Origin of the sequence: Deinococcus indicus (assembly GCF_002198095.1) — a bacterium.
GTDB classification, from domain to species: Bacteria; Deinococcota; Deinococci; order Deinococcales; family Deinococcaceae; genus Deinococcus; species Deinococcus caeni.
The window spans coordinates 1-24,273 of the sequence record NZ_NHMK01000040.1; the positions used below are offsets into that span (position 1 = coordinate 1).

Here is a 24,273-nt window from a genome sequence, read left to right on the forward strand (position 1 = left end):
GGCGGCCAGGATGATGACCTCCTGCCCGCTGGAGAAGCCGTCCATCTCGACGAGCAGCTGGTTGAGGGTCTGTTCGCGTTCGTCGTTGCCGCCCTGCATGTTCACGCCGCGTTTGCGGCCGACGGCGTCGATCTCATCGATGAAGACGATGCAGGGGGCGGCCTTGCGGGCCTGTTCGAACAGGTCGCGGACCCTCGCGGCGCCGACACCGACGAACATCTCCACGAAGTCGCTGCCGGAGATGCTGAAGTAGGGAACGCGGGCCTCACCGGCGACGGCCTTGGCCAGGAGGGTCTTGCCGCTGCCCGGGGGGCCGACCAGTAAGACGCCGTGGGGGATGCGGGCGCCGAGCTGGTGGTACTTCTCGGGGTGGCGGAGGAAGTCGACGACTTCCTGGAGGTCCTGCTTGGCCTCGTCGCAGCCGGCGACGTCGGTGAAGTTGAGTTTGATCTGGCCCTCGCTGATCACGGCCGCCTTCGACTTCCCGAACGTCCCCGCCGCGTCCCCGCCGCCGCCCTGACGGCCGCGCAGCAGCAGCACGATCAGGCCCACGATCAGGGCGCCGGTCAGCAGCACGCCCAGCAGCGACACCACGTTCAGTCGGGACGGCGCCACGTACGACACGGTCACGCCCGCCGCCTGCAACGCCGCGAGGTTCAGGACCGGATCGGCCGCCAGGGTCCGCGTGCGGTACGGGCGGCCGTCCTCCAGCTGTCCGCTGAGCTGCGCGGTGCCGTTCTGGTACAGGATGGTGGCGCTGCTGACCTGCCCGCTGCCGAGGGCCGCCGTGAAGTCCGTCAGGTTCAGCTCGTCGCCGCGCTGGCGCGGCAGCGTCAGCCCCAGCACGATCAGCAGCAGCGTCACGCCGATCAGCGCGCCCCACAGCCACGGGGGCCGTTTCACGCGCCGCCCTCCGGTCCCTGCCCTGCCTGCCTGCCAGCGTCGACCCCGGTCATGGTTCAGTGTAAGCTGCCGCGCCTGCCGGAAACTGAAAGCAAAGCTGCGGGCCACCCCTCCCCTGCCAGGGGCCCGGGCGGGGGGGCCTGCCCGGCAGGTATGCGGGCTGCGTGTTTCCTTAACGGTACGGTCAGGGACCGCCGCGCCGCCCCCCCAGGGACAGACGCCCGTCAGGATCAGGCGGCATACTCGGCGGATGCCTCTGCGGTCTTTGCTCCCCCTGCCCACCCGGTCCCCTGCGGACCAGCGCCCACGCGGACGAACGCGCCTGCTGACCCTGCTGGCCCTGCTGGCGCCGCCCACGCAGGGCGGCGTTGTCACGGTGGGGCTCACGACGGGGCTCACGGCCGGCCTGATCGCCGGACTGACGACCGGACACGCGCAGGGCGTGACGTCCGCGTTCGGTTCGGTGCAGCTGACCTTCACGCTCGATCAGACCGGCACCTTCGTGAACGGCGACCCCGCCACGCTGCTCGCCGCGCCCCGCGTGGTGGGCGGGCGGACCATGCTACCGCTGCGGGAAACGGCGGCCCTGCTGGGGCAGCCGCTGCCCGGCGCGGCCGGTCAGGTGCAGCTGGCGCGGCTGAGCGTCGATACCCGCCAGAACAGCGCGTCCCTGAACGGCACGCCGCAGCCTGCCGGGACGGTCGCCACGCTGGGCGGCGTGCTGTACGTCAGCGCCCGCACCCTGGCCGACGCGCTGAACGCCAACCTCAGCACCGACGACGGCCGCACGTTCACGCTGACCGCCCTGCGCAACGGCGGGAACCCCCTGATCCCGCAGGCGCGGTTCAGTACCGACAAGACCACCTACGCGCCGGGCGAGCGGGTCGTGTACACCGAGTACCCCTTCGACCCGGACGGCGCGGACATCACCGCGCGCCGCTGGACCGGCCGTCAGGACGCGTACTTCCAGCCCGGCACGTACACGGTCAGCCTGACCGTCACGAACAGCCGGGGTCTGCAGAGCCAGCCGTTCACGCGGACCATCCGCGTGGAGGGCACGCCCATCGACACGCCCCTGACCTACGCCCTGAAGTACGCCCTGCCCGGCGACTCCTTCGCGGACCCGCAGGTGCTGTCGTACCCGTCCGCGACGCCCACCACCGCCGAGGGCCCCAGTTACCCGCTGCTGTTCAGCGACAGCCCCGAGGTGCCCACGCAGAGCGGCGTGCTGTACCAGGACAGCCTGTCGGGCCGCGCGCGGCTGCTCGCGTACCACCTGAACGGCCTGGGCCGCCCCGCGCGGCTGTACGTCATGGCCCGCAACCTGGAGAGCCGCCCGGTCGAGGTGCGCAGCGAACGCCTGGGCGAGACGGCCCCCACCCGCATCGAGGGCATCCTGGGGCAGGTGACGCTGCTGGAGTACTTCGCGTCGGGGGGCGGCACGGTCCTGAACCTGCTGCCGGGCCAGACGGCCGCCGTGTACGCCAGCCCCACCCTGAGCGCCGGGAGCGGCGTGAACGTCATGCAGGACCTGATCACCTCGGGGCGGGTGGAACTGACGTTCCTGATGCTCGAGGACGCCCTGCCGCCCACCGCGCAGGTCATGCAGCAGCTGCCGTACCTGCGTCCGGACGGCAAGCACGTACGCGGCACCTTCCCCGGAGCGGTGCGGTCCCTGCGCGTGAACCTGAGCGCCCTGCCGGCCCGCATCGTGATCGGGGACGGCCGGGTCGATCCGGCGCTGACCGGCACGGACGCCCTGACCGGCCAGAGCGTGCGCCTGAGCGGCAACTACGGCGTGCTGTACGACCTGGAAGTGAACGGCGCGTCCGGCACAGCGGTGGCCCTCAGCCCGCGCGGCGGCCTGTACCGGGGCGCCATGAACGTGCAGGACGGCCCGATCACGCAGACCATCAAGTTGCCCCGCACCGGCAACGCCCTGAAACCCGACGAGCCGGTGCTGCTGTGGCGCCCGCAAAGCGACCGCCTGAACATCGATTTCGTGCCCAGCAGCGGCAGCAACCTGCCGATCAGTCTGGTGTTCTACCGCGCCCGGACCCTCAGCGGCTTCGGCGGGCTGCTCAAGACCTACCAGCCCTGACCTGACCCCCCGCCGCTCGGGCCAGACGGCGCCGGCCCCATCCCGAATCCTGGGGTGGGGCCGGCCACCTATGGGGGGCCGCAGGGCAGGGTCTGCGCTGCAACTGACCGGCAATCCGCCTACACTGCACCCAGATGAAGGCCTCCTTAATCTTCGTACCGGCCCGCCGGCGCCTGCTGCTGCTCGGCGCCGCGCTGTGCGCCGGACTGACGAGCTGCCCACGCCCGCCCCCACCCGTCCCGCCCGTCAGCTGCCCCCTGAGCACGCAGGAATGGGCGGCCATCGAGGCGCCGGGCCACTCGGCGGCGCGCGTGTGGAACGAACTGGCCCTGAACGCCATCCGCAACGTGCTGCCGCAACCCACCGTGCACGCCCGCACGCTGTTCCACCTGTCCGCCGCCATGTACGACACCTGGGCCGCCTTCGACCCGGTCGCGCAGGGCGTGTTCGTGAACGAGCCGCGCAGCGGCACCCCCGCCCAGGTCGAGGAAGCCGTGAACCGCGCCGCGCACCGCGTCCTGAACGCCCGCTTCACCGCGACCGTCCCGGCGCTCGGCGCGTGCTTCGACGACCGCCTGCGGCACCTGGGCCTGGACCCCCAGGACACCGGCACGCAGGGCGACCGGGCCAGCGCCACCGGCAACCGCACCGCGCAGGCGATCCTGGACCTGAACCGCGACGACGGCTCCAACGAACGCGGCGGGTACGCCGACACCAGCGGCTACCGCTTCAGCAACGAACCGCTGCGCCCCGAACAGCCGGGCGTCACCCTGAACGACCCGGACCGCTGGCAGCGCCTGCTGCTGGCCCAGCCGTTCACGCAGAACGGCATCCCGCAGAGCGGCCCGCAACCCTACATGGGCGCCCACTGGGGCGCCGTGAACCCCTTCGCCATGACCCGCCGGGGCCGCCACTACCACGACCCCGGCCCCGCCCCCAGCCTGAACGACCCGCAGATGCGCGCCCGCTGGATTCCCGACCTGCTGCGCCGCCAGAGTCAGCTGGACGACCGCTCAGGCACCACGACCGACATCTCCCCGGCCGCGCTGGGCAACAACACGCCGGGCCGCAACGACGGCGCCGGGCACGCCCTGAACCCCGCCACCGGCCTCTCCTACCCGCCGAACGTGGTGCGGCTCGCCGATTACGGCCGGGTCATCGCGGAGTACTGGGCGGACGGCCCGCGCGCCGAGACGCCCCCCGGCCACTGGAACGTCCTGGCGAACGCCGCCGCCGACGCCCCCACCTTCCAGCGCCGCCTGGGCGGACGCGGCCCCGAACTGGGCCGCCTGGAATGGGACCTGAAGATGTACCTCGCCCTGAACGGCGCGCTGCACGACGCCGCCATCGCCGCGTGGGACGTCAAACGCCAGACCGACACCGCCCGCCCCATCTCACTCGTCCGCTTCGTCGCCACGCAGGGCATGCGCGGCCTTCAGGACGAGGTCAACGTCCTGGAGGAACGCGGCGGGAAGGCCATGGTACGCGGCTGGAGTGCCGCCGCCGGCGTCCAGTGGATCGACCCGCTGCGCTGGGTGCCGTACCAGGCGGCCAGTTTCGTCAGCCCGGCCTTCCCCGGCTTCGTGTCCGGGCACTCCACGTTCAGCCGCGCCGCCGCCGAGGTCCTGACCGACCTGACCGGCAGCGCCTTCTTCCCCGGCGGCCTGCACGAGATCACCGTCCGGCCCGGCGCGCTGCTGATCGACCGGACCAGCAACACCGTGCCCGTGCGCCTGCAGTGGGCCACGTACTTCGACGCCGCCGATCAGGCCGGACAGTCCCGCATCTGGGGCGGCATTCACATCGAACCCGACGACCTCGCCGGGCGGCGCATCGGGCAGCAGGTCGGGCTGGACGCAGTGGCCCTGGCCCGCCGGTACTTCACGGGACAGGCACCCCGACCGGAGGCCGCGCCGTGAACGGCTGACGGGTCAAGGCTGACTGGTAACGAAAAACCCCCGCCGGAGCGGGGGCAGATGATGAAACTCATACGGACTCGGATTGAAAGGGCTGTAAAGTCCTTTCAATCCGAGCGGATGCGAGAAGGAGAGAAACGGGTTCCGGACGTGGAGCTGGCAATCCGGTGAACTTCCGGATTGTCGGCGAAACAAACGGAATCCGTATCAGTCGTCGTTTTCGGCGTTCTTGCCGCGTTTGTACGGGCCTTTCTCGTTCCATTTGAGGCGCACGGGAATCCCGGCGAGTTGCAGGTCCTCGCGGATGCGGTTCTGCAGGAAGCCCTCGTAGGCGCGGGTGACGAAGTCGGCGCGGTTGCAGAAGATCGCAAACGTGGGGGGCGCGGTTTCGACCTGCGTCATGAAGTACATCTTGAGTTTCTTGCCGTGGAAGTTCGGGACGCTCTGGCGCATCTGCCAGACGCCCAGCCAGCGGTTCAGTTCGCTGGTGGGGATGCGGCTCTGCCATTTCTCGTGGAGTTTCATGGCTTCGGCCAGCATCTCGTGGATGCCGTACTCGTTGATGGCGCTGGTGTACACGCGGGGCGCGTAGCTGATGTGGTGGAGTTTCTGGTTGAGTTCCTTCTCGGTGGCCTTGAGGTCCGAGTCGGGCACGAGGTCCCACTTGTTCACGATGACGATCACGGGTTTGCCGCTGTCGTACGCGAGGTTCGCGAGTTTCAGTTCGTGGTCGCCCAGGTCCCCGGCGTTCACGACCAGCCAGATCAGGTCGCTGCGGCCGATGGCGGCCTGCGAACGCTGGATGGCGTAGTCCTCGACGGCCGTGTCGGGCTTCTTGCGGATGCCGGCCGTGTCGACGAGCACGAAGCGCTGACCCCCGTAGTCCCACTCGACGTCCAGGGAGTCGCGGGTGGTGCCGGGCATGTCGGCGACGATGGCGCGGTCGGTCTGGGTGATGGCGTTCAGCAGGCTGCTCTTGCCGACGTTCGGGCGGCCGATCAGGGAGATGCGGATGGGCGCGATTTCCGGGACGTCCTCGGTGTCCTCGGGCAGGTGCTCCATGACGCGGTCGAGCAGGTCGTCGAGGCCGCGGGCGTGTTCGGCGCTGATGGCGACGGGTTCCCCGAAGCCCAGGCCCCACAGTTCGGCCATGTAGACCTCGTGCTTGGGGCTGTCCATCTTGTTCGCGGCGATGATGACGGGTTTACCCAGGCGGCGCAGCCAGTCGGTGACCTCGTAGTCGGCGGCGCTCAGGCCCTCGCGGGGGTCGAGGACGAAGATGACGGCCTGCGCGCCTTCCATGGCCCACTCGGCTTTCTGGCGGATGGCGTCTTCCCACTCGTCGCCGCTCCAGAGGCCGCCGGTGTCGATCAGGGTGATGCGGTGGTTCTGGTGCAGCATCAGGCCTTCCTTGGCGTCGCGGGTGACGCCGGGAAGGTCGGCCACGACGGCCTCGCGGCGGCCGATGAGGCGGTTGAACAGGCTGGATTTGCCGACGTTGGGTCGGCCTACGATGGCGACTTTATGCATGTGGACGCTCCTTGTACGGTGTCGGTCCCACCCCGGGCGCCTGGGGGGTTCCGCCGATTGTCCGCCGCCCCCACTGGGCGGCCCGGACCACAGACTTTCCAGTATACAGACTGGCGGCCCCTCGCCCAGACGGCCCGTCACGATTCACCGGGCGGGGTGCATGGCGCCTCAGGTCGCCCGACCAGCCGGGAGGCGTCCCAGACGGCCTTTTTCCGGCAGCCCGCATGAGTTTGACAGGCGCTGCATTCCGCGCTATCTTCTAGGAATAACCGCCCGAGAGGCGGGTTTTTTGTTTTGAGTCCCGCGTGGCGGGTGTAGCCTGTGGGGCATGACCTCCCACCCACCGCACCCGCTGAAGACCGCCGAGTGGCTGCTGGAGCACGCGCAGGACCCGCGCGTGCGCGTCCTGGACTGCCGGTACGCCCTGAGCGACCCGCTGGTGGGCCGCGTCGCGTTCCTGGCCGGGCACGTTCCGGGCGCCGTGTACGCCGACCTGGAAACGGACCTGAGCGGCCCCGTGCAGCCCGGCGGCGCGGGCGGCCGCCACCCACTCCCGGACCCGGACGTGCTGGCCGGATGGCTGGGCCGCGTGGGCATCGGGAATGACAGCGTGGTCGTGTGCTACGACGACCCCAGCACCGGGCAGGGCTTCTACGCGGCGCGGGCGTGGTGGCTGCTGCGCTGGCTGGGGCACCCGCAGGTCTTCGTGCTGAACGGCGGCTGGCCCGCGTGGCAGGCGGCAGGCGGCGCGGTCAGTACCGACGACGCGGCCCACGCGCCCACGACCTTCACGCCGCGCGTGCAGCCCGGCATGGTCGCGGGCGCGCAGGACGTGCAGGCCCGCGCGCCCGGCACGGTGCTGATCGACTCGCGCGCCCCGGCCCGCTACCGGGGCGAGGTGGAACCCATTGACCGGAAGGCCGGGCACATTCCCGGCGCCGTGAACCGCGACTGGAGCGGGGTACTGGACGGCGCGGGCCACTGGCGCAGCCCCGAGGTGCTGGGCGTCCACCTGAACGCCGGGAACGCCCCCACCATCACGTACTGCGGCAGCGGCGTGAGCGCCACACCGAACCTGCTGGCCCGCGAACTGGCCGGCGTGCCACTCGGCCCGGACAACCGCCTGTACGCCGGGTCGTGGAGCGACTGGATCAGCGACCCGGCGCGCCCGGTGGCCGTGGGCACGGAGGACTGAACGGCGACCAGACCTGGGCCAGGGTGGTCATTCCCCCTGTACCAGGCGGTCGTCTGCCGTGACCGGGACGGTGCCGTCCGTCCATTCGAGCGTGAGGGTGTCCCCGGCGCGGACCTGCGCGGCGCGGGTGACGGGCTGGCCGTCCGCGCCGCGCACGAGGGCGTACCCGCGTGCCAGGGTGCGCTGCGGGGTGAGGCCCAGCGCCTGACGCATCAGGGCGTCCACGTCCTGCGCGGCGCGGTCCACCTGGCGGCCAGCGGCAGTGCGGGCGCGGTCCAGTGCCCACTGCGCGCCCGCGTCGGCGTCCACGAGGACCTGCGCGGCGTGCGTGCGGACAGTGCGGGCGTCCTCCTGCGCCTGCGCGGCGGCCCCCGCGACCGTGCGGACGATCAGGGCGGCGGCCTTGCTGGGCGTGTCGGTGCGAGTGTGCGCGACCTCGTCGGGCAGGGTGTCGTCCCGAGCGTGCCCGAGGCCCGTGATGACCGGCGCGGGAAAGGTCGCCAGAGCGCGCGTGAACGGCAGGTCGTTCAGCCACGCGAGGTCCGTGACCGCCCCGCCACCCCGGATGACGACCAGGGCGTCCAGCGGCTCCTGGGCGTGCAGGTCGGCGGCCGCCTGCACGGCACGCAGCAGGCTGGGCGCGGCGTCGCGGCCCTGGAAGGTCGCCTCCAGGTAGACGGGACGCAGCACCCCGGCACCCTGGAGCGGGTCGATCTCGCGCCGGAAGTCGCCCAGACCCGCCGCGCCGGCCGGGGCGATCACGGCGAAGCGGTCGAAGTCGGTGGGCGCGGCGTGCAGGCGGTTCAGGCCGTACACGCCCTCGCGCAGCAGCGTCTCGCGCAGGGCGTCTAGGCGCAGCGCGGCGTCGCCCAGCGTGAATTCCGGCGCGATGTCCAGCACGTTCAGCGAGAAGCCGTACTGCTCGTGGAAGGTCGCCTCGGCGAACAGCAGCACCTTCAGGCCCGCCGTGAGGGTCCCGCCGGTCGCGCGGCGGAACTTGCCTTCCAGACTGAAGCGTTCCCGCGCCCACACCGTCGCGCGGCACTTGGCGACCTCGCCGTCCTCGCCTGCCTGCACGAGGTCCAGGTACAGGTGGCGGCGGTCCGTGACGCTGGCCACCTCGGCCCGCACCCACACCGCGCCGGGCACGCCGCGCGCGATGACCTGCCCCACGTACGCCAGCAGTTCCGACAGTTCCAGGAACTGCTCGGGCGGCCGGGCCGGTTCCGTTTTTTTCCGGCGCGTCACAGGCGGCCCCCCAGTACGCGGCCCGCGACGGCGGCCAGCAGGCCCAGCGTCACGCTGAGCAGCGCGTAGGCCAGCGCGGCCGCGCCCTGCCCGCGCCCCAGCAGGGCGTCGAGATCCACGCTGAAGGTGCTGAAGGTCGTGAAGGCGCCCAGCACCCCGGTCCCGAATGCCAGTCGCGCCGCGTCCGGCCAGACGCCCCGGCCCACCAGGGTCAGGGTCAGGCCCAGCAGGAACGAACCGAGCACGTTGATCAGCAGCACCGTCACGGGCAGCCCGCCCCGGTTCAGCAGCGGCCCCAGCGCCAGCCCGGCGCCGTAGCGCGCGGCGGCGCCCAGCGCCCCACCGGCCATCACCCACACCCACGCACTCATGCCCGCAGCCTCATCCGGGCAGCATAGAGCAGCAGGTCACGCCGCCCCCGGCACGCCGCGTCTGCCATGCTGGGCGGCATGATTCGCGTCAAGCAGCTGGGCAACGGCGAGGACCGGCCCTGGCAGGGACAGGGAACCGGCGTGTGGGTGGACGCGCAGGCCCTCACGACCGAGGAACTCGCCAGCCTCCAGGGAACGTTCAACCTCAACCCCCTGGCCGTCGAGGACGCCCTGGAACAGGGCCACTGGAGCCGCGCCGAGGTGTACCCGGAACACTCGTTCATCACCGTGCGCTCCTTCGCGCGTCCCGAACAGGCCGACGAGTTCACGGAACGCCTGAGCGTCTTCACGTTCCCGGACGCCGTGCTGACCGTCAGCAGCGGCGGCACCCGCGCCCTGAACGCCGTGTGGCCCCTGACCGGCCGCGACAGCGTGAACAACCCGCAGGAAGTCACGTACGAACTGCTCGACCACGCCGCCGACACCTTCTTCGCGGCTGCCGACGCCCTGGAAGAACAGGCGGACGACCTGGAAGAACGCGTGTTCCAGAACCACCGGCAGAACCCGGTGCCGGACGTGTTCGAACTCAAGCACCGCATCGGTCAGGCCCGCCGCCTCGCCACCGACGCCCGCGAGGCGACCGCCCTGCTGGGCCGCCACGCCAACTGCACGCCCGCCGACCTGGTCCGCTACCGCGACGTGCAGGACTCGTTCACACGCGCTGCCGGCCGCCTCGACGGCCTGCGCGACCTGCTCACCAGCCTGCTGGACCTGCACCTGAACCTCCAGAGCCAGCGCATGAACGAAGTCATGCGGACCCTCACGGCCGTCAGCGTGATCTTCCTGCCCCTCACCTTCCTGGCTGGCGTGTGGGGCATGAACTTCGAATTCATGCCGGAACTCAAAAGCCCCTACGGCTACGCACTCGCCTGGACGAGCTTCCTGCTGATCGGCGCCCTGCTCGCCGCGTACTTCAAACGGCGCGGCTGGTGGTGACGGGGCGGATGGTTGATGGTTGATGGTCAGCAGCGTGTGCAGGCCGTCTCCGGCCCCGTCAAGGGCTACGCACCGCCCACTTCCTACGATCCACTCTCCCCTTCCGGCACAGGCAGGGGGCGGGGTGGGGGGGCGTACACGGCGCGGGCGGGCACGCTGAGGGTGGTGCGTTCCGGGTAGCGCAGGGCGCTCAGGTGACCTCCGAACGCGCAGCCGGTGTCCACGTTCACGGTGTTGCCCTTCCAGCGGGGCGCGGCGTGCGGGGTGTGGCCGTACACGACCAGCGCTGCGCCGTGGTAATCGGCGGCCCAGTCGCGGCGGATGGGGAGGCCCAGTTCGTCCCGCTGGCCGTTCACGTCGCCGTACAGCGCGAAGCTGCGCACGCGACCGCCGCCGCGCCCGTGGTAGTGGGCGGGCAGCCCGGCGTGCGCGACGATCAGTGCGCCCCCGTCCAGCACCAGTTGCGTGGGCAGTCCCTCGATGAAAGAGCGCACCTGCGCCTGCACGTCCGGGCCGGCCTGTTCCAGTTGCGTCAGGGTGACGTCCAGGCCGTGCATGGGCTTCACGGCCTTCCCGGCCAGCGCGCGGCAGAGTTTCTCGTCGTGGTTGCCGGGCACGCACAGCGCCGCGCCGCCCGCAACCATGCCCATGACGAGCCTCAGGACACCCAGACTGTCCGGCCCCCGGTCCACGAGGTCCCCCACGAACACCGCCGTGCGCCCCTGCGGGTGCCGCGCGCCCCCGCCGCTCAGTTCGTATCCCAGGTCGCGCAGCAGGTCGCGCAGTTCCGGCAGGCAGCCGTGCACGTCGCCGATCACGTCGAAGGGGCCGGTCAGGTCGCGGCGGTCCCCGCGCAGGAGCGTGCGCCGCAGCGGCAACGTGCGCGCCTGCTCGTCACTGAGCAGCACCTGCTCGTTCCGGAAGCCCTCGGCGTGCAGGCCCCGGCGGGTGCGGCGCAACTCGGCCACCTGCGCCGCCACCACGTCCGCCGGGGCAGCGGAGCGGGCCTCCAGCACGGCGCGCGGCAGGTCCATCACCACCGGCACGGGCTTCACGTCGTGCGCGCGGGCCAGTGCCGTCACGGGCACGCGGTCCACCGGGCGCACGAACAGGCCGTCCAGCACCGCCAATCCTCCCGCCGCCAGCCTCTCCCCCGCCGCCGTCAGCAGGGACGGCACGTCCGGGTAGTCCGCCTGCGCGAACACCTCCTCCGGCGCGAAGTGCCGCGCGGCAAAGGTGCTTTTGCCCGCGCCGTGCGCGCCGATCAGCACGACCAGGGACAGGGCGGGAACCGTCAGTTCGGTCAGGGCGGGCTCGGCGGACACGCCCCGTATCCTCGCACACGCCATGCCGGAAGGTCAGACGGCCTCCGATCGAATGGTGGAATCCGTATCAGACAGCACTGCCCAGCCGCGCCCGCACCACCAGTTCGCTCACGGCGCGGCGCACGCCCTCCGGCACGGCGTCCGGCAGGTGGGTCGTGCTGCGCGCGGCCTCCAGCGCCCGCACCAGCCGCGCGTGCTCGGCCTGGTACGTGCTCAGGGGTTCCGGCAGGGGCTCGGCCTCGCGCCCACCGCGTTTCAGGGTGATCAGGTCGGCCAGGAACGGCAGGCGCACGTCGGCGTTCAGCGCCTCCAGGTTCGCCTCGATCACGCCCGCACGCATCAGGTGCAGGCCCGTCAGGACCGTGCGGAAGGCGTACAGCAGCGGCTTCACGCGCGGCACGGGTTCCTTTGCAAGCAGCTGCCACTGGTTCGCCGTGAACCCCAGGTAGTGGTGCGCGTGCCCGCGCGTCAGCACGCCGGGGGCCAGCGCGATCAGTTCCGCGTGCAGCGGCGTCGAGTACACCACCAGCGGCGACAGCAACTGCTCCAGCACGTACCCATTACGGGTCAGCAGCAGCCGCGCGAACTTCCGGACGTCATGCGACACCAGATCGAGCTCCACCACCCCGTCGTCGCGCTCCAGCGAGTACGTCTCCGGCACGTCCTCCAGACCCAGCACCTCCCGCAGCGGGAGCACATGCACGCCCCGCAGGTCCCAGTCACTGTCCGGACTGGGAAAGCCGTACAGGTGCGCCCCACTGACCGTGGCGAACACCAGCGGGAAAGGGTGCGCCCGCACAGCGGCGGGCAGCTGAGGCGGGAAGGAGGTCACGGTGTCCACGCTTCACTGTCCCGCACGCGCGGGCGGCGCGGCATCCGCCATCTGCGGCGGGGGTGTAGGCGTCCTGGCGGAGGCCGACTGGGGGCGGGTCACCACTCCAGCGCCGCGCGCCGCGCCGCGATCAGCCAGTCCTGCGCCGCGTCGTGGTCGGGACGTTCGGGCAGGTCCGTCTCCGCGAAGGCCTGCTTGAAGTCACGGTGCAGTTCCTCCCGCCAAGCCTCGGTGGCTTCCCAGTTCAGGTGCCCGCTCTTCACGGCCAGCAGCTCCTCGCGGTGCGGGCCGACGTCCACCATGACCTCGCCGGTCCGCAGGGCGTGCGCGCCGCTGATCAGCAGGCGCAGCAGGTGCATGGCGTGCTTCGGGCGCACCTCGCCGTGCCGCTCGCGGTCTGCCTGGAGGCGGCGGAACTGCGCGCGGACGTACTCGCCGTACGTGACGTACATCAGGCGACTCAGGAACGCCCCCCGGATGTCCAGCAGCGCCCGCGCGACCGGCGTGACCTGCACCGGCATGGGCGAGAACAGCACCTCCAGCACGTTCGGGTTGGCTTTCAGGGCCAGCCGCACGAACTTGCGCGCCTCCCAGTACACCTCCTCGGTGCCCGGCCCCGGCCCGCCCGGCGAGGCGAACTCCAGCTGCTCGGGCGGGTCGCTCAGGCCCCAGGTCAGGCGGGCGGGCGGCAGGTAGAACCCGCGCAGGTCCGTGTCACTGGCGTCCGTGTCCAGCCCGAAAGCGCGGCTGCCCATCACGCAGGCGTACTGCACGAACGGCCGCAGGTCCCCGCGCATGGGGGGCAGGGCCTCCAGGGCGGCCCGCTCGACCTTCAGGTGCACGCGGTTCACGGCCCGCACGCGGTCCCCGAACTGCACGTCGTACACGCTGCCGCCACCCGGAACGATCACACGCGCGACGATCACGCCCGCCGCGCCCGGCGGCAGGTCCCCCTGCGCGGCATGCAGGGTCACGCGGGTACCGGGGGGCAGGTCACGGGTCATGCCCGCACGCTAGCCGGTGGCGGGGGGTCGCAGCATCCGCCATCCGGCGCAGGCGAAGGGAGCAATAAAAAAACCGCCTCGCGGGCGGTGATGTCCAAGAATATAGCGCGGTATGCAGGGACGGTCAAGATATGCGGGCGGGAGCGGGCGTATCCTCGCGGGCATGAGGGGAATCGTGTGGCTGGCGCTGGACGGCGTGGGGCACCCGCTGGACGCGCCGCCGGGCAGCGTGTGGGAGCAGGACCTCCCGGCGCTGCGGCCGCTGGTGGATGCGGGCCGGTGTCTGGACGCGACGCTGGGCGTGCCGGGCCTGCCGCAGTCCGGGACGGGGCAGGCCTGCTGGTTGACGGGTACGGACGCCGTGGCGCTGATGGGTGAGCATTTCGGGCCGCAGCCGGGGCCGACGCTGCAACGCCTGCTGGCCGCGCAGAGCCTGCCGGTGCGGCTGATTCGGGTGGGGGGCCGGGCGGCGCTGGCGAACGGGTACGTTCCGGCTTACTTCGAGGCGGCGGCGGTGGGGGGCCGCAACCGACTGGGGTGCTTTCCGTTCTCGTTCCGGGCGGCGGGCCTGCCGCTGAACCCGCCGGGCGTGCCGCTCGTGGGGGCGACGCTGGGCCTGGGGTACGCACGCCCCTGGCCGGACGACGGGAACGCGGGCGGCTGGGAGCGGCTGGGGGCGGCCCTGGCGGACGCGGCAGCCGGACATGACCTGATCGCCACTGACCTGTGGTTCGGGGACCTGCTGGGGCACGCGGGCGCGCAGCCGGTCCCGCCGGACGCGCTGACGGCGGGCCGCACGTACCTGCGCCGGGTGGACGCCCTGCTGGCCGGGCTGCTGGACGCGGGCGCGCGGGTGGTGGTCAGCAGCGACCACGGCAACCTGGAGGACCTGGGCGTGAAGGGACACACGCGGGCGCGCGTGCCGTTCGCGGGGTCCGGCGTGAACCTGGGGTCGCCCGTGAACGTGGTGGAGGCGGGGCAGGTGCTGGCCAGCTGGTTCGGCCTGCCGTGAGTGGGTGGCCCCTTTCGGAGGGGGGCGTCCGGGTGGGGTTCCGAACGTCGCGGCTGGGGGCGGGGGCGGTTTCCGGGCCTGCTGTCATGGTTTTTTCAGATGCGGCCGCGAGAGGCATTCCAACTCCCGAAGTTATCCACAGGCTTATCCACAGCCCCTGTGGAAAGCCTGTGGATAACCGAGGGGGGTCCACCTGACCCGACCCCCATTTTGTCTGTCTGACGCGCAGAATGCCGCGCCCTGCCGGTTGAACCGGTCACTCGCCCAAGTTATCCACAGGTGGCCGTTTCACTGTGGATAACTCTGGTCTGGCCAGGGCGTGCGGTGGCCACGAACGCCTGAACCAGGGCCGCATCCTTCACACCGGGGCTGGCCTCCAGGCGACTGACCGCGTCCACACCGGCCGGGTTCAGGGCCTGCATGGCCGCCGCCACGTTCGCCGGACCCAGTCCGCCCGCCAGCCACGCCCCACGCGGGAACACGTCCCGCAGCGCCGCCCAGTCCAGGGGCACGCCGCCGCCCGGTTCCGGGGCGTCCAGCATCAGGGTCACGCCGGGCTCGTCCCTCCACATGTCCGCTTCCGCCGCCAGATCGGCGGGGCGCACGACACGCAGAACGGGATAATACGCGGCGACCTGCCTCACGTAAAGACCCCGCAGCGGACCGTGAAGCTGCACGGCACTCACGCGCGCCGAGTCCGCCGTGCGCAGCACCTCGTCCAGCCCCTGCCCCAGAAAGACGCCCACGCGCGCCACGACCGGCCCCACGCTCAGGCCCGCCTCGCGCGCCACCTGCGGCGTCACCAGCCGCTTACTGACCGGCGCGAAGATGAAGCCCAGCGCGTCCGCCCCGGCCTCGGCGCTCAGGACGGCGTCGCGCACGCTGGTCGTGCCGCACACCTTCACCCGCACGGTCACTGCGGCCCCCGCGCGGCTTCCAGTTCGCTCACGCGCAACTCCAGCGCCCGCACCTGCCGCGTCAGGGCCAGCAGCAGCAGCGCGTAATGGTCGTACAGTTTCGGGCGTTCCATGCGCGCCTCGCCGCTCATCCAGTCACCCAGCAACCGCTCGGCCTCGCGCAGCACCTCGTCGTCCGGCACGTCCCGGTAACTGCGGCTGCCCAGAATCTCCTTCGCAAAATTCAATTCCCGGTCACTCATGCGCGCCATTCTCGCTGAACGGCGCGCCGCCCACCATGACCGCCGCCTCCAGGTCACCCCCTGCGTGTGGCGGCGCACCCACGCCGCGCTGCGATTCGTCAGGAACCCAGCCACCGGCAGCAGACCCGACATGGCCGCCATCATGACCGCCATGGTGGCGGCGACGGGCAGCAGACTCAGGACGATCAGAGGCGCGCTCGGCAGTCCCCCCAGTGAGTACAGCGCGCCCGCCACGAACGACACCAGCGTGCCCGTCAGCAGCCCCTGGGCCGCCACGCGCCAGCAAGCCGTGCCGAGCGGGCGGTGCCACGCGGCCAGACCCAGGCTGCACAACCACGCCGCCACGCCCACCGATCCCGCGATGGGCACGAAGAACATGAACTTCGCCCACTCGTCGGTCAGGCGCATCACGGGACGCCCCCAGCACAGCTGCGTGAGCCACAGCAGGCACAGCGCCCCGATCAGCAGCGCGTCCAGGCCCGTTCCCAGCACCGTGCGGGGCGAGAGGACGGCGCGGAGGGCCGACCAGCGGTGCCGGGACAGGATCACCCGCCCAGCGTAGCCGGGCCCGAGTCGGGCCGCTGCGTCATCTGACGGACGCCTGCGGGGGGGCAGTTGCCCTGACCTCGCCTCAGGCGCCCGGCACGCCCGCCTCGGAGAAGGTGCGCATCTCGCGCAGGGTGGCAGCCGCCCCGAGCAGGATCGGCGCGGCCAGGACGCCGCCGGTGCCCTCGCCCAGGCGGAGGTTCAGGTGGAACATGGGCTTCAGGCCCAGGTGGGTCAGTTGCGCCGCGTGCCCGATCTCGGCGCACTGTCCGGCGGGGAACAGGTAGTCGCGCAGGTGCGGGGCGAGGGTCACGCCGATCAGGGCGGCGCTGCCCTCCACGAAGCCGTCGAGGATCACGGCGCGCTTCATGGCGGCGGCCTGGAGCATGACGCCCAGCATGGCGGCGATCTCGAAGCCGCCGAACTCCGCGAGCACCTCCAGCGGGTCGGTGGTGAGGGTACGTTCCAGTGCCGTGCGGATCACGGCGACCTTGTGCGCCAGCCGCTCGTCGTCTACACCCGTGCCGCGTCCCGTGACCTGCGCCGCGTCCAGGCCCAGCAGACGCGCCGTGATCGCGGCGGCCGGGGTGGTGTTCCCGATGCCCATCTCACCGGGAATCAGGACGTCCGCGCCGTCCTCGATGGCCCGGCGGGCCAGGGCCGCGCCCGAGAGGACCATGGACTGCGCCTCCTCCACACTCATGGCCGCCTGCACGCTCAGGTCGTGCGTGCCCGGGCGCAGGGCCGCGCGGACCAGCGCCGGGTGGTCGGGCAACTCCGCGTTCACCCCGGCGTCCATCACGTACACCCGCGCGCCCACCGCCCGCGCCAGCGCGTTCACGGCCGCGCCGCCCGGCCCGGCGGGCGTGTCCGCCAGGAAGTTGGCGACCATCGCCGGGGTCACCTCGGGCGGGTAGGCGCTGACGCCCGCGCGGGCCACGCCGTGATCCCCGGCAGCGACGATCACCGCCACGCCGCGCGGGTCGGGCCACTCGCTGCCCAGCACGCCCGCGAGGCGCACGGCGAGGTCTTCCAGGTCGCCCAGCGCCCCGGCAGGTTTGGTCAGTAGCGCCTGCCGGTCCCGTGCGCGGGCCATCGTGTCGGCGTCGGCAGGCTGGATGGCGGTCAGGAGGGCCGTCAGGTCAGGGTGCATCAGCGGGCATTCTGCCCGTTCACGCGGGCGGGCGCAGCGCGGTCAGCCACCAGTGTCCGGCTTCGCGGCGCAGCGTGGCGACCGTGCCGGGCGGCGCCGCGACCGCCGCGAGGTTCACGGTCAGGCGCAGCGCGGCCAGCAGCGGCCCGGCGTGCGTGAAGGCCACCACCTCGCCCGCTGGCAGGGTGTCCAGCCACGCCTGCACGCGGGCGTGGAAGCCCCGCCCGGTGTCGCCGCCGGGGGGACCGTGGGGACTGGTGGGGTCGCTCAGCGCCTCGATCCAGGCGCGGGGCGCGTCGCCGTGCGCGGCTTCCAGTTCGGCCCAGGTGTGCCCGGCCATCACGCCGAAACTCGCCTCGGCCAGGGCGGGGGCAGCCTCGGCGTGCGGGAATCCGGCCAGCCGCGCCGTCTGCCGGGCGCGGCCCAGCGGGGACGTGAACGCCAGCGCGCGCCGGGGCAGGTCGAGGCTGCGGGCCAGCGCCTCCCCGGCGGGCGTGAGGGGCGCGTCCTCGTGCGGGTGCGGGTAGCGGCGCTGCGCGTTCGGGAGGGTGGGCGCGTGACGGATCAGACACAGGGTCAGGCCATCTGGCACGGCTCAGCGGCCCCAGGCGAACGCGCTCAGGGCGGCTAGTTCGGCGGTCACGACGATCAGGCCGTACGTGTCGCCGTTCAGGCCTCCGCCCAGTCGGCGGGCGCTGAACGCGGCGGCCAGCAGCGCGCCCACCAGCGCGGCCAGCCACGCCACCCACGCGCCGGGGATCAGCAGGGTCGGTGCGGCAATCAGCAGCGCGGCCCACACGCGGCCCTCGCGCGAGCGGGCGCCCAGGCTCTCGGCGCGCGCCGCCGGGTAGGTGTTCATGGGAATCAGCAGCAGCGTCCGCGCGGCGACCGCCGCCACCAGCGGGGCCAGCGGCGGAACCGGGGCGGACAGCAGACTCCAGAGCAGCAGCAGGTACAGGCCCCCCGTGGCCAGTCCGAACGCACCCACGTGCACGTCGCGCAGGATCACCAGCCGCTCGGCGGGCGTCTTCATGGCGAACAGGGCGTCGGCGCTGTCCACCAGCCCGTCGAAGTGCAGCATGCCGGTCAGCAGCAGCCACGCGCCCACGCCCAGCGCGGCGATCACGCCGCCCGGCAGGGGCAGGTTCAGCCACAGCAACGCCGCGACCACGCCGCCCACCGCGTACCCGGCCAGCGGGTAGTACGCACTCGCCCGCGCGAAGTCACCGTCGCGCACCTCCTTGATATGCGGCAAGGGCAGGGTCGTCAGGAACGTCAGCGCCAGGTGCGCCGCCCGCACTTGATCGCGGATCACGGGGTCTGGACGTGAATCTGCGCGGCGACGCCCAGCGACACGGTCAGGGTGTGGCCGTCCATCCAGACGGTCAGGGTGCCCAGCGCGGCGTCCACCTCGCGCACCGCCAGGGTCGCGCCGGGCGTCAGGCCCACGTGCATCAGGGTCCGCAGTTGCGCGGCGTCCCCGTCGGGAATGCGGGTCACGGTGACCTCGTCGCCCACGGCGTGCTGCGACAGGCGGCGTTCGGCGCGTTCCGGCACCTCGCCGTCCAGGGTGGGGATCGGGTCGCCGTGCGGGTCGTGGGTGGGGTCGCCCAGCCACGCGGCGATGCGGGCCTCCAGGCGTTCGCTCAGGGCGTGTTCGAGCCGCTCGGCCTCCTCGTGCACCTCGTCGAGCGGCACGCCCAGCGCGCGGTGCAGGAACAGTTCCAGCAGGCGGTGGTGGCGCAGGACTTCCAGCGCGACCCGTTCCCCCTCGGCGGTCAGGCGCGCTCCCTGGTACGGCGCGTGCGACACGAGGCCCTGTTCGGTCAGTTTGCGCAGCATGCCGGTGGCGCTGGCGGGCGCCACGTTCAGGGCGTCGGCCAGCGCCTGCGTGCTGACCTTGCCCGTCTGCCCGAGGCGCAGCAGGTGCTTGAGGTAATCCTCGGCGGAAGGCGAGAGGGAACGGGCGGTCATGCCGCTCAGTGTAGCCGGGGCAGCCGGGCGGGACTTTCCGGGCCGGGTGGAACTTTCCGGGGCCGGGCAGCCTCTAAGGTATGAGGTGACCTTGAATGACGCCCTGGATTCCCTGTCTGACCCGGAACTCGCTCGGCTGGCCGTGCGGGACGAGCGGGCCTTCGAGGTGCTCGTGACCCGGCACGCCCCGGCCGTGCACCGGCTCGCGGCGCTGAACGTCGGGCCGGGCGCGGCGGACGAGGTCGTGCAGGACGTGTTCGTGGCCGCGCACCGGGGCCTGCGGGGCTTCCGGGGCGACGCGCAGTTCGGGACGTGGCTGCACCGCATCACCCTGAACGCCTGCGCCAGGACGCTGGGGCGGCGGCGTGACGTGCCGCTGGAGGACGCGCCGGAACCCGCCTCGGCGCAGGACCTGACCCGCGCGGCCGAGGTCACGCAGCTGCGCGAGTACCTGTCGGCGGCGCTGCGGACCCTGCCGCCCGAGCAGCGTGAGGCCGTGACGCTGCGGGAAGTGTCGGGCCTGGAGTACGCCGAGATCGCCGCGCTGACCGGCGCGGAACTCGGCACCGTGAAGAGCCGCATCAACCGGGGCCGCGCGGCCCTGCGGGCGTGGCTGACCCGCGCCGGAGTGACCCCCCATGACTGAGCACCCGAACGACCTGCCGGCCCCAGACCTGCCTGACCGTGACCTGGACGCCCTGCTGGCGCAGGCCCGCGCCCTGACCGCCGAGGACCACGGGGCGGCCGCCCGGTTCCTGACCGGCCACCGCGCGCGGCAGGTGGCGGCGCGGCAGCGGCACGCACGCACCCTGCGGGCCGGGTGGGTGTCGGCGGCGCTGGCGTCGGCGGCGGTCGTGGCGGGCCTGACGGCGCTGCGGCCCGCCCCGGCCCTGCCGAGCAGCGCGGCCTACGACGCCTACCAGAGCGCCCTGGGAGAGGGCTGGTGAGGCGCGCCGCTGCGCTGCTCGGTGCGCTGCTGGCCGTCAGTCTGCCGGTCCACGCGCAGGCCACCGACGCGGACGACCTGATCGCCGCCCTGAAACGCGCCCGGACGCTCGCGGCGCGCGGGCAGGCCGAGGTGACGGTGCTGTTCCCGCCGCGCGCCGTGCCCACCCGCGTGGCGGCGGCCCTGCCGGCCCTGCCGGTCCGTCCGGCGCTGCTGCTGAAGAATTTCACGGTGGTCCGGGCCGCGCCGCAGACCGTGGCAGGCCGGGACGCCGTGCGGTTCGACCTGACGCCGAAGGTGGGCGGCGCGGGCCGCTGGTCGCTGTGGGTGGACCGCGCGTGGAACGTCCCGCTGGCTTTCGAGGAACGCCGCGCGGACGGCGCGGTGGTGCGCCGCGCCGCGTTCCTGAAGGTGAACGCCGCGCCCGCGAAGGTCGCGCTGACGGTTCCGGCTGCGCCGGCCGGCCTGCGCGCCGCCCTGACCCGCGCCCTGCCGGGCCTGACCTTCCCGCCGGGGTTCACGCCGGTCGGGGTGCGGCCACGCGCGGCCGGCGGGACCGAGGTGACGCTGACCGACGGGCTGAACGTGCTGGCCCTCGTGATCGCCCCGCAGGACGTCCGGGGTGCGCCCGGCGTGGCGTCCCGGCGGGTGGGCGGCGCGTTCGTGTGGCTGGTCGGGAACCTCCCGGACGACACGTTGCGCGGGGCGCTCGCGGGGGTGCGGCGGGTGTCGGCGGACGCCCTGGGAACTTTTGCGGGGCCGGGCGACTCCAACCCCTAGAGCGCCCCCACACGCTCGCTGTCTGTTCCGCCTCAAGGAGATTCCATGACCCTGACTTCCCTGTCCCGCCCGCTGACCGCCGAGGACGCCGCGCACTTCCTGCGGCGCACGGCGTTCGGCGCGACCGACCCGCAGATCCGCGCCCTGGTGGGCCGGGACGCCCGCACGGTCGCGCGGCAGGCGCTGGCCTTCGATCAGAGCGCCGCGCCCGGCAATCCCTTCGATCCCATGCAGGGGGCCGCGCCGGGCCCGATGCTGCAACTCACGCGCGGCGCGTGGCTGTTTGAGATGGTATACGGCCCGCACCCGCTGCGCGAGAAACTGGCCCTGACCTGGAGTAACCATTTCGTGATCGGGACCGACAAGGTCCGCAACGCGCCCGCGCTGGCCGGGTACCTGGGGCTGCTGCGCCAGCACGCCGCGACCGGCAGTTTCGAGCGGTTCACGCTGGACGTCGCGCGGTCCCCGGCGATGCTGCGCTACCTCGACAACGACCAGAACCGGCGCGGCCGGCCGAACGAGAACTTCAGCCGGGAACTGCTGGAACTGTTCACGACCGGCATCGGGCACTACTCCGAGGACGACGTGCGCGAGGGGGCGCGCGCCCTGACCGGCTGGACCTTCGAGGGGGGACGCGGCAACCAGAAGTACCTGGAGGAGTCGCGGTTCGTGTTCCTGGAACGGCAGCACGACGCGGGCCGCAAGACGTACCTGGGCCACAGCGGCAACCTCCGCGGCGAGGACGTGGTCCGGCTGGCCACCTCGCACCCGCAGACGGCCGCGTTCGTGAGCCGCAAGCTGCACCGCGCGTTCCTGGCCGACACGCCGGACGAGGCGGCCGTGCAGGGGAGCGCCGAGACGTGGCGCCGCACGAACGGCAATGTGCGCGCCGTGCTGGAGGAACTGCTGTCCAGCGAGGCCTTCTACGCCAGCCGCGCGCGGATCATCCGCAGTCCGGTCGAGTACGTGGTGGGCGCGCTGCGCACCCTGGGGCAGCCCAGGATGGAGGCGAAGGCGCTGCTGAACCTCACGCAGACGACCGGGCGCATGGGGCAACTGCTGCTGCAACCCGACACGGTCAAGGGCTGGGACGGCGGCCGCGAGTGGATCAACGACACCACGCTGCTGCTGCGCCTGCAGGTCGCGGCGGCCCTCACGCTGGGCGGACAGGCACCCGCGCTGTCCGGCGCGCCCTCGGCGCTGGCGCTGACCGGGCAGGAACGCCCCGCCACGGCCGCCGCGACCCTGAACCTCAACCCCAGACAGGCGACGTACCTGCACCTGATCAGCCCCGAATTCCAGCTGGCGTGACCGGGGTGGCGCGTGGGCCACGCCCCCAGCGCACCCTTCCCCCGACACCTCCGGGAGGTTTTTCCGTGACGAACCGACGTGATTTCCTGAAACTCTCCGCGCTGGCGGCGGCCGCCACGACCGGCATGCCCGGCTTCCTGGCGCGCGCCGCCGCGCAGGCCGGCGGCAGCAAGACCCTGGTCGTGATCCAGCTGAGCGGCGGGAACGACGGCCTGAACACTTTGGTGCCGTACAGCAACGGCGCGTACTACGCCGCGCGGCCCAACATCGCCATTCCGAGAAAGGACGTGCTGACCCTCTCGCCGGACCTGGGCATGCACCCGGCCCTGCGGCCCCTGATGGGCCTGTGGGACAGCGGCCGCCTCGCCTGGATGGAGAACGTGGGCTACCCCAACCCGAACCGCAGCCACTTCGCCAGCATGGCGATCTGGCACACGGCGGACCCCTCGCAGGCGCAGTCGGACGGCTGGATCGGGCGGATCGCCGAGCAGATCGGCGACCCGTTCTGCGCCAGTAACGTGGGCGCCGCCACGCCGCAGGCGCTGCGGGCCAGCGAGTTCAGTCTGCCCAGCATCGACGCGGTCGACCGCTTTCAGCTGAAGCTGCCGCAGGGGCTGGGCGGCGCGTTCGAGCAGATGATGGGCGCCGCCCGGAGCGGCGAGGCGGCGTACCTGACGCAGGCGACCCGGCAGATGATGCAGAACACGGCGCGCGTGCAGGCGAACGCCCAGAAGTACCGCTCCGGCGCCACGTACCCGGAAGGACGCTTCGCGGAGCAGCTGCGCGACACGGCCCGCCTGATCGCCGCCGGGGTGGGGCAGCGGGTGCTGTACGTGTCGCTGGGCGGTTTCGACACGCACGCCGGGCAGCGCGCCGAGCAGGACGAACTGCTGGGTACCCTCGCGTCGGGCCTCGCGGCGTTCCACGCGGACCTGGAACGGCAGGGACTGGCCGAGAACGTGGTCGTCATGGGCTTTTCCGAGTTCGGGCGGCGCGTCGCCGAGAACGGCAGCGCCGGCACCGACCACGGCAAGGGCAGCGTGATGTTCGCGCTCGGCAGGGGCGTCCGGGGCGGCATTCACGGCAGCAGCCCGGACCTGGAGGACCTGTCGGACGGGGACATCAAGTACCGGCAGGACTTCCGGGGCGTGTACGCCGAGGCCCTGAGCGGCTGGCTGGGCCTGAACGCCCGCGAGATCCTGAACGGCGACTTCAGCGGTCCGGGCTGGCTGGCATGAGGCCCGTCAGCGGGGCCGCGCGCCGCGTGACGCTGGCCCTGGCGGTCCTGCTGGGCGGCGCGGCGCTGGCCCTCCCGAAGTACCGCCTTCAGGCAGCGCCGCAACTGCATCTGACGCAGGGCAACGACCTGTGGCACCTGGACCGCCGTGTGATGTCCTGCGCGTACTGCCACGAGCAGGAGACGGGCGGCCGCTCGTGGAATCCGTTCGGGCAGGCGATCCAGGCGACCTTCCGCCGCGAGGCGGAGGCGGGCCGCGCCGTGAAATTCCCGCAGGCGCTGTCGGTCCTGCTCGAATCGGGCGGGGACGCCGACGGCGACGGCTACCCGGACGCGCTGGAGGTCTTCGCCAGGACCCTGCCCGGCGACCCGGCCAGCCACCCGGAGCGACCCCTGGCCGACCTTCAGGTCGAGTTCGACGCGGCGGGCGGCGCGGCGCAGTTCGCCCCGCCCACGCCCGGCGGGAAGGGCACCGGGACCAAATAAAAAAATCCGCCTCTCACGGGCGGCGTTTCTTTCGATTGATAGGAATAGAATACCCCGGAATGCAGGGATCGTCAACCCTATGCATGGGCGGGTCGTGGATTCTCAGGCATGACGGGTGTTCAATGAAGTATGAACGGTCTGGAGTGTCCGCAGTGCGGCGCCGCCCGCATCGTCAAAAACGGTCACGCCCACACAGGCAAGCAGCGCTACCTGTGCCGCATCTGCACCCACCAGTTCACCCTCCACCA

The 24,273-nt window shown here is 72.3% G+C and carries 25 protein-coding genes; 12 read left to right on the forward strand and 13 right to left on the reverse strand.

Annotation, left to right across the window (positions count from 1 at the left end; genetic code table 11):
- Positions 1-903 (reverse strand): ATP-dependent metallopeptidase FtsH/Yme1/Tma family protein (locus CBQ26_RS20985; protein ID WP_143342237.1); only part of this gene is annotated, 903 nt, incomplete at its 3' end.
- A 250-nt stretch (positions 904-1,153) separates the two neighbouring features.
- On the opposite strand from CBQ26_RS20985, the gene CBQ26_RS20990 reads away from it, so the two are divergent.
- Together CBQ26_RS20990 and CBQ26_RS20995 are read left to right on the forward strand one after the other, a co-directional pair.
- Complete coding sequence (locus tag CBQ26_RS20990) at positions 1,154-3,004, forward strand: stalk domain-containing protein (protein ID WP_229844418.1); 1,851 nt, start codon at positions 1,154-1,156, stop codon at positions 3,002-3,004.
- 134 nt (positions 3,005-3,138) lie between these two features.
- A complete protein-coding gene (locus tag CBQ26_RS20995; protein WP_088250517.1) occupies positions 3,139-4,923 on the forward strand; it encodes a vanadium-dependent haloperoxidase in 1,785 nt (594 codons plus the stop codon).
- Between the two features lie 204 nt (positions 4,924-5,127).
- Here the strand turns inward: CBQ26_RS20995 and der are convergent, their stop codons facing one another.
- Positions 5,128-6,450, reverse strand: coding sequence for a ribosome biogenesis GTPase Der (gene der, locus CBQ26_RS21000; RefSeq protein ID WP_088250518.1), 1,323 nt, complete (start codon positions 6,448-6,450; stop codon positions 5,128-5,130).
- Positions 6,451-6,778: 328 nt separating this feature from the next.
- Here der and CBQ26_RS21005 point away from each other — a divergent pair, with 328 nt between their 5' ends.
- Positions 6,779-7,645, forward strand: a complete 867-nt coding sequence (locus tag CBQ26_RS21005; RefSeq protein ID WP_088250519.1) for a sulfurtransferase — start codon at positions 6,779-6,781, stop codon at positions 7,643-7,645.
- A gap of 27 nt (positions 7,646-7,672) precedes the next feature.
- On the opposite strand, the gene xseA is transcribed toward CBQ26_RS21005, so the two are convergent.
- Positions 7,673-8,893, reverse strand: a complete 1,221-nt coding sequence (gene xseA / locus CBQ26_RS21010; protein ID WP_088250520.1) for an exodeoxyribonuclease VII large subunit — start codon at positions 8,891-8,893, stop codon at positions 7,673-7,675.
- Positions 8,890-9,264, reverse strand: a complete 375-nt coding sequence (crcB, locus tag CBQ26_RS21015; RefSeq protein ID WP_088250521.1) for a fluoride efflux transporter CrcB — start codon at positions 9,262-9,264, stop codon at positions 8,890-8,892. Before crcB ends, xseA begins: the two co-directional genes overlap by 4 nt.
- Before the next feature lie 78 nt (positions 9,265-9,342).
- On the opposite strand from crcB, the gene CBQ26_RS21020 reads away from it, so the two are divergent.
- Complete coding sequence (locus CBQ26_RS21020) at positions 9,343-10,260, forward strand: magnesium transporter CorA family protein (protein WP_088250522.1); 918 nt, start codon at positions 9,343-9,345, stop codon at positions 10,258-10,260.
- An 83-nt stretch (positions 10,261-10,343) separates the two neighbouring features.
- Here the strand turns inward: CBQ26_RS21020 and CBQ26_RS21025 are convergent, their stop codons facing one another.
- From CBQ26_RS21025 to CBQ26_RS21035, 3 genes are all read right to left on the reverse strand, one after another.
- Entirely contained in the window at positions 10,344-11,585 is a 1,242-nt protein-coding gene (locus CBQ26_RS21025; protein ID WP_244898112.1) for a metallophosphoesterase, read from the reverse strand.
- A 67-nt stretch (positions 11,586-11,652) separates the two neighbouring features.
- Entirely contained in the window at positions 11,653-12,426 is a 774-nt protein-coding gene (locus CBQ26_RS21030; RefSeq protein WP_229844419.1) for a nucleotidyltransferase domain-containing protein, read from the reverse strand.
- A gap of 89 nt (positions 12,427-12,515) precedes the next feature.
- Positions 12,516-13,421, reverse strand: a complete 906-nt coding sequence (locus CBQ26_RS21035; protein WP_088250524.1) for a nucleotidyltransferase domain-containing protein — start codon at positions 13,419-13,421, stop codon at positions 12,516-12,518.
- A gap of 163 nt (positions 13,422-13,584) precedes the next feature.
- Between CBQ26_RS21035 and CBQ26_RS21040 the strand changes: the two genes are divergently transcribed.
- On the forward strand, positions 13,585-14,433 hold the full coding sequence (locus CBQ26_RS21040; protein WP_088250525.1) for a metalloenzyme domain protein: 849 nt from the start codon (positions 13,585-13,587) through the stop codon (positions 14,431-14,433).
- A 269-nt stretch (positions 14,434-14,702) separates the two neighbouring features.
- Here the strand turns inward: CBQ26_RS21040 and CBQ26_RS21045 are convergent, their stop codons facing one another.
- From CBQ26_RS21045 to CBQ26_RS21070, 6 genes are all read right to left on the reverse strand, one after another.
- Complete coding sequence (locus tag CBQ26_RS21045) at positions 14,703-15,350, reverse strand: phosphoribosylanthranilate isomerase (protein ID WP_088250526.1); 648 nt, start codon at positions 15,348-15,350, stop codon at positions 14,703-14,705.
- Positions 15,347-15,592 (reverse strand): hypothetical protein, encoded by a 246-nt coding sequence (locus CBQ26_RS21050; protein ID WP_088250536.1) that lies wholly within the window; start codon positions 15,590-15,592, stop codon positions 15,347-15,349. The genes CBQ26_RS21045 and CBQ26_RS21050 overlap by 4 nt, the downstream gene beginning before the upstream one ends.
- Before the next feature lie 631 nt (positions 15,593-16,223).
- The gene (gene cobT / locus CBQ26_RS21055) at positions 16,224-17,291 is read right to left on the reverse strand and encodes a nicotinate-nucleotide--dimethylbenzimidazole phosphoribosyltransferase (protein ID WP_088250527.1); all 1,068 of its coding nucleotides are present in this window, start codon (positions 17,289-17,291) and stop codon (positions 16,224-16,226) included.
- 19 nt (positions 17,292-17,310) lie between these two features.
- Positions 17,311-17,883, reverse strand: a complete 573-nt coding sequence (locus CBQ26_RS21060) for a histidine phosphatase family protein (protein WP_088250528.1) — start codon at positions 17,881-17,883, stop codon at positions 17,311-17,313.
- A 3-nt stretch (positions 17,884-17,886) separates the two neighbouring features.
- Positions 17,887-18,606: an adenosylcobinamide-GDP ribazoletransferase gene (locus CBQ26_RS21065; RefSeq protein ID WP_229844420.1), complete on the reverse strand. Its 720-nt coding sequence runs from the start codon at positions 18,604-18,606 to the stop codon at positions 17,887-17,889.
- Positions 18,603-19,265: a metal-dependent transcriptional regulator gene (locus tag CBQ26_RS21070; RefSeq protein WP_088250529.1), complete on the reverse strand. Its 663-nt coding sequence runs from the start codon at positions 19,263-19,265 to the stop codon at positions 18,603-18,605. The genes CBQ26_RS21065 and CBQ26_RS21070 overlap by 4 nt, the downstream gene beginning before the upstream one ends.
- 85 nt (positions 19,266-19,350) lie before the next feature.
- Between CBQ26_RS21070 and CBQ26_RS21075 the strand changes: the two genes are divergently transcribed.
- From CBQ26_RS21075 to CBQ26_RS23290, 7 genes are all read left to right on the forward strand, one after another.
- The gene (locus CBQ26_RS21075) at positions 19,351-19,911 is read left to right on the forward strand and encodes an RNA polymerase sigma factor (RefSeq protein ID WP_342351793.1); all 561 of its coding nucleotides are present in this window, start codon (positions 19,351-19,353) and stop codon (positions 19,909-19,911) included.
- Positions 19,904-20,212 (forward strand): hypothetical protein, encoded by a 309-nt coding sequence (locus tag CBQ26_RS21080; RefSeq protein WP_088250531.1) that lies wholly within the window; start codon positions 19,904-19,906, stop codon positions 20,210-20,212. Before CBQ26_RS21075 ends, CBQ26_RS21080 begins: the two co-directional genes overlap by 8 nt.
- Positions 20,209-20,991: a transcriptional regulator gene (locus tag CBQ26_RS21085; RefSeq protein WP_088250532.1), complete on the forward strand. Its 783-nt coding sequence runs from the start codon at positions 20,209-20,211 to the stop codon at positions 20,989-20,991. Before CBQ26_RS21080 ends, CBQ26_RS21085 begins: the two co-directional genes overlap by 4 nt.
- A 45-nt stretch (positions 20,992-21,036) precedes the next feature.
- Positions 21,037-22,302, forward strand: coding sequence for a DUF1800 domain-containing protein (locus tag CBQ26_RS21090; RefSeq protein ID WP_088250533.1), 1,266 nt, complete (start codon positions 21,037-21,039; stop codon positions 22,300-22,302).
- A gap of 65 nt (positions 22,303-22,367) precedes the next feature.
- Positions 22,368-23,540, forward strand: coding sequence for a DUF1501 domain-containing protein (locus tag CBQ26_RS21095; protein ID WP_229844422.1), 1,173 nt, complete (start codon positions 22,368-22,370; stop codon positions 23,538-23,540).
- Complete coding sequence (locus CBQ26_RS21100) at positions 23,537-24,025, forward strand: hypothetical protein (RefSeq protein WP_229844423.1); 489 nt, start codon at positions 23,537-23,539, stop codon at positions 24,023-24,025. The genes CBQ26_RS21095 and CBQ26_RS21100 overlap by 4 nt, the downstream gene beginning before the upstream one ends.
- 129 nt (positions 24,026-24,154) lie before the next feature.
- On the forward strand, positions 24,155-24,273 hold a 119-nt coding region (locus CBQ26_RS23290; protein ID WP_143342238.1), incomplete at its 3' end, for an IS1 family transposase.